The sequence below is a fragment of the Clostridium tarantellae genome, from assembly GCF_009295725.1.
GTDB classification, from domain to species: Bacteria; Bacillota; Clostridia; order Clostridiales; family Clostridiaceae; genus Sarcina; species Sarcina tarantellae.
This window is the reverse complement of record NZ_WHJC01000201.1, coordinates 1-6080: the sequence shown is the minus strand read 5'-3', so window position 1 is coordinate 6080 and position 6080 is coordinate 1. Positions and strand designations below refer to the sequence as shown.

Here is a 6080-nt window from a genome sequence, read left to right as displayed (position 1 = left end):
TTCTTATATATATCAAAACTTTAATAGACTATATTTATATAAAACTAAAATATAAACTATTTAATACCACATATATATAAGAAAAAAGCCCTTAAAACTAAGGACTTAAGATTTTTTTATATTTAATTATTCTTAATTTCTAAATAATCCAGCACCTTTTATAATATCTTGCTCCTGAAATAAACTATTTACAGCATCATTATAATCACTTATTTTTTGTGCCTTCTTTATTTTCTTAGCATATTTTTTATTATCTGAAAATATATAAATCATATAACCCCATAATTCTTTCATTCTAAACATTGCATTTTTATCTTCATTAAACACTTCTCTATAGGTATTAAAAACCTCATCATGAAACTCTTTTACTCTATTTTTGTCTATATAAGTAGTAGTTTTAATTTCCTTCATTAAACCTGGGTTAGCAAGTATTCCTCTTCCTATCATCATCTTATCTAACTTTGGAAAATTATTAATTAAATTATCATGATCTGCCAAAGTAAAAATATCACCATTATAACATACTGAAGTATTACTTAATTCTAAAGCATCCCTAAACACTTCTAAATTAGGCTTGTTTCCATAAAAGTCTTGTCTTGTTCTAGGATGAATTATTAACTCTTCTAAAGGATACTTATTATAAATATTTATTAACTCATAAAACTCCTCTGGACTATCCTTTCCTATTCTAGTCTTTATAGAAATTTTCATATCATCAATTTTATATATGTCTTCTAAAAACTTATCTAACTCATCCCTTTTAGCTAAAAAACCTGATCCTCTATTCTTTGAAACCACCGTTCCAGCTGGACATCCTAAATTTAAATTAATCTCATTATATCCTAATTGCTGAAGCTTTCTAGCCGTAATGATAAAACCCTCTGAATCATTAGTAAGTATTTGAGGAACTATATTAATTCCCTTATTATTCTCAGGTAAAAGATCTCTTAATTCCTTAGTCTTAAGACTTTTACTCTTATTTGGAACAACAAAAGGGGTAAAATATTTATCAATATGTCCAAAAAATTTTTCATAAGAATTTCTATATATATGTACCGTTATACCTTCCATTGGTGCTAAATAATATTTCATTTACAATCTCCTTTGTATACATTCTAAAAGATATTATATCAACAATCTTTTTTCTTATCTAGTTAATGTTAAGTGTATTTTTTACCACAATTAAACTTCTATTTATTATAATCTAATTCATATATAAAAGTATTCTATGATAAAAATACTTTTATACTCTCTATTAACCAAAAAATGTGCTACCAAAATGAGTAACACATAATTTTATTTCACCATTTTCAAATTTTAAAAGTAATCTACAATCATCTAATGCTTTTACTAATACATAACATAAAAACACCTCTTACTTTAAAAGTTCTATTTTAGCTAGTAATTCATTGTCCATTAATAAATTGAAATTTATTTTTAACTTTTTTAAAAGTTTATTTTTTATCTATACTTACTTTCAAATTCAACTACTATATTTAGCAATCTTTTATCTAAAAACTTAATAGCTTTCTCTCTAAATTCACTAGGTATTCCATAATAAGCTTCCGCTATTGATCCTGTAATAGCTGCCAAAGTATCACTATCTCCTCCAATTGAAATAGCATTTCTTATAGCATCTTCAAAGCTATTTGATTCAAAAAATGCTTCTAATGCTTCAGGTACTGTTTCTTGACAAGTTTCATTAAATTCATAAGTATCTCTAATTGAATCTAATGTAAAATTTATTTCATAGTAATATTTTTCAATATAATTCTTTATTTCATCTATACTTTTACCAGAACGTGCAAGAAAAATAGCAATTGCTGTAGCTTCAGCACCTTTTAATCCCTCAGGATGATTATGAGTTACACATGTAACTTTTTCTGATAACATCTTTGCTTCATTAATACTATCTGCTACTAATCCACAAGCACTCACTCTCATGGCGGCTCCATTTCCAAAGCTATTATAAGGTTTCGGATTATTTGTATACATCCACTCATAAAACATTCCACCATATCCACAACGAGGATATGGTCTGCCTATTTCTTGCATACATTTAACTGTTTTTTTACTTAAATCACTATAGTCATCCTTACTTTCCATAATTGCTTTTGCAATAGCTAAAGACATAACTGAATCATCCGTAAAAAAACATTTTTTATTAAAAAATTCAAACTCCTTAGATTTGTTATTATACCACTCAAAACGTGAACCTACTATATCACCTATAATTGCACCTAACATAATTCTTCACTACCCTTCCTTTTTAAATTTATTTAATAAGTATATTGTTATAATAAACTAATCTTTTCAACTTAAATTATATTCTCCAATTTAAAATTTATTAACTATTTCTTCATATTCTCATTTAAAAGCTATGTACACTTATAAATTTACATAACTCTCATATATAAATTTTTATTAATTTTTTAAGCTTCAAAATCATTAACTGATGAAGCTTTTTTCCTCTTTAATTATTCAACTTCCTACTTCATGTAAATTTAGAATAGTAGAAACTTTATTAAAACATATATATTAAATTTATCCCCTAATCCAAAATTGTTACGATTTTATAAAAAATAAGCTATTTAAGGCATAATAATCCTTAAATAGCTATTTTATAAAATATAATTTTATTGGTTCTCTTAGTTTAATAAATATTGATTTTTCAGTAATATTAAACTTACAGATTTATAAAAAATATTAATCTATCTAGTCTCTCAAAGTTCTAAAGTTTTTTGATACTGGTCTAGATTTTAGATTATCCATAGAAACAGCAATAATTTTAAAACCATATAAGGTGTTAGATTTTAATTCTTCTACAGTAAATTCTGGCTTAGTAGTTCTTGCTAGTTCTACTCCATCCTTATATATTATATATTCTTTAACTGTTGTATTTTCAGGTGTTTTCCAAGTTAACTCAATAGAATTTGATGTTATATTATTACTTTGTAAATCTTTTATTTTATTAGGAATTATACCTGTAGTTTCTTCTTTAATTGTTGAAATCCCTATTTCATGAAGAATTGGAGCAATACCATCCCATTCTACTTTTATTTCAATTATATCTTTAAAATCTTTTGTATCAAACTCATTGAAGCTCTTTCCTAGTTCTCCAACCTCTGACCAACCTTCTTCACTTCTTACAGATACCACTGCATCAGAAATTGTATTTGAGTTTTGAACTATTGTAAACTTCTTAATATCTGTTTTATCAGAAATTTTATAAGTTAAATATCCAGTTTTAGGAGCCGATAATAATGGTTTAAATGTTGTATTTAATTTTCCATCAATTAAATTCTTTGCTTCAAACTTAGGTTCTGCTTCTGGATTAATCTCAAAGCTTCCATTATCATCAATTTTATCTTCTTTGTTAACAGAGAATTCTCTAACAGCAATCCAATTTCCTAATATTTCTTTAGTTGGAACAACTCTTAAGTGCTTAGCTGTTATATCTAAGTCCTCTATAACTATTTCTTTCATATTTGGACCATAGTCTACTCCATTTACATCTGTCCAAGTTTCACCGTCCATAGAATATTGGAATTTACAGTAATTAAATGTATCTCCCTCATCTTGACCTTGCTCAAATACGATATTTTTAACTTTAGTTACTTCATTTAATTCTACAGCAACATAGTCATCAGCTTTAGCCCCTCTTCTTATCCACATACTTGAATATCTAGTATTATCTCCATCAGCTATATTTTGAACATGTCCCCAGTATAATGGATCCATATTTGTGTAAGGACGAAGTGTTAACTTAGTAGTATCTGGGTTTATAACTTGGTCTATATTATCGCCAATTATTTTAGATAAATCTTTAGCAAATGGTATTAAGTATTTTGTACCAGGTTCTGGTCTAGATACACCATTTAAAGCTGGAGTTCTATGTGATCTTGAAGCAGTAAACTCCTCTTCACCTAAAACATAATATTTCATAGCTTCCTCATAATCACCTTTTTCAAAAGCAACTGCTGCATTTACGTAAGCTATAGTTGACTCTGATAAATCTCTTAATGAATCAACCCAACCTTTTATTTCACTTTTTAATAATTCATTTTTAGACTTTTTAGCAAAAGTATTAGTAGCCTCTAAAATTTCTTCATACTCATCTAAAACTTCTTCGCTATACTCTATAATTGATTCTTTATTCCATAACTTTCTTATAAACTTTTCAATAGTTGGTCTTAACTCTTCAGATTCTTCTAAAGATAATCCATGCCAGTTTGGAGCTGGATCACTCATATGCTTTGCAAATGTGTATAGTTCCTCAGTTGCATCTGGTTCTACATACTTAAATGAATCTTCCCAACTCTTGTCCATATCGAAATCTGCTCTATTCCATCCATAGTCAGCTATTGCAAATAAAGCAACCTTTGAAGCTTGAGCCTCTTGCATTGGGTTAGTTACTATTCCTTTAAAGTTTGTAACTGTTGAGTCTAACATTTCACCTTTACCCATTAATAATCTTTTATTATTAATATCATTTACTGGCCAGTTTAACCACATAAATGCTTGACGACCTACAGCTTCTTCAAAGAACTCAAATGTATCTTGAGTTACATATCCAAGTACTACATCACCAGTCCACATGATATCAACAGTTTCTGGCATTGTTCCAATAGTATTTAAATACTCATTATTAACATCTCCACCTGCTGACTCCTTTGTGTAAACCTTAGGAACAAAGATGAATTCATATACATCACCTTTTTGTAAACGCCACTGTTCTAAGTCATTCATAAGCTTAACTTGATTATTAGCATCTCCTTCTGCATCATCTGCAAGAACACCAAATTGACGTACTCCAACGCTATATAATTGCTCAAACTTAGTTATTATTTTTTCTAACTCAGCTGCGTAAGTTTCTTCTGTGTCAAAGTTCATTCCATCTTTTAAGAATGGGTGTATAGTCCATATAAATTTAGCCTTTGTTGAAGCACCAACTTGAACCATTTCTTCAATTTCAGCTAATTTTTCTGCTGGATATGGCTCTCTCCACTTAAGACTGTGATATTCATCATCCTTTGGTGCAAAAATATAAGAGTTCATCTTAAAATCTCCACCAAATTTCATTAATTCCATACGATTCTCATTACTCCAAGGAATTCCATAATATCCCTCAATAAATCCACGCCATTGTCCATCTGAGTAATCTTCAATTAACAATTCATTTAATTCATCATCTTCTAATTGATTAAATATTAATTTTAAAGATGTAATTCCATAAAATGCAGAATCCGTATCTTTACCTAATACAGCTACTACATTATCTTTAGCAGATACAATATAAGCATCATTGTTTTTAAAATGACTATCCTTTGATAAATTATTTTCTGTAAAATAATTATCTACAACTCCATTAGAATTATTTATTCCTACTAAGAAGTTTAATTTTTCTTCTTTTATTTCAGTACTTACTTCATAGTTAATTTCCTTAATTCCTAAAGTTTCAATTAACCTATTCTTTGTAGCTTCATCAATACCCTCTTCAAATACAATATTAGCCTCTTCATCTAAATCAATAGATTCATTATCATATTTTATACTTTGAGGAATTGGGTAAATTTCATATTCCTCATTCTTTCTTTCCTCTACTTCATCAGCTAATACATTTTGCATAGGTATTCCTGATAGTAAAGTTGCTGCCATAACTAAAACCATGAATCTACTAATAATCCATGTTAGTTTTTTAGTTTTGTTTCTCATAATTCTCCCCCTACCCTGTCTATTTCTGTTGAATTCAAATGAATTTTATTCATTTAAAGCAATTTAATTTTAAATTAAACTACCTTACTCTCAATGTACTGTTATTATAAATATAAGAACTAAAATTATGTTAAGTATAATAATTAGATACATTGCTTTATGATTTTAATTCATAAAAATTCATCAGATTCTTTTTTTTGTATTTCACAACATCACAATTTTACTATTTATATACTTTTATGTCAATATATGAGATATAATTTATTTTATATGATTTATAAAATATAATTTTTCACAAATAGTATTAAATTTATCTATGTATTAATTATATTTATTCTAAAAAAAACTGACTTCAATTATATATT

At 27.3% G+C, this 6080-nt stretch carries 3 protein-coding genes; all 3 read right to left on the bottom strand.

All coding sequences use genetic code 11. The annotated features are described in order from the left end of the window. Positions 1–132 precede the first annotated feature (132 nt). Positions 133–1092: a tRNA dihydrouridine synthase gene (locus GBZ86_RS11385; RefSeq protein ID WP_152890766.1), complete on the bottom strand. Its 960-nt coding sequence runs from the start codon at positions 1090–1092 to the stop codon at positions 133–135. A gap of 369 nt (positions 1093–1461) precedes the next feature. Then, positions 1462–2247, bottom strand: coding sequence for an ADP-ribosylglycohydrolase family protein (locus tag GBZ86_RS11380; protein WP_152890764.1), 786 nt, complete (start codon positions 2245–2247; stop codon positions 1462–1464). A 468-nt stretch (positions 2248–2715) separates the two neighbouring features. After that, positions 2716–5715 (bottom strand): beta-N-acetylglucosaminidase domain-containing protein, encoded by a 3000-nt coding sequence (locus tag GBZ86_RS11375; RefSeq protein ID WP_327445043.1) that lies wholly within the window; start codon positions 5713–5715, stop codon positions 2716–2718. Positions 5716–6080: the final 365 nt, after the last annotated feature.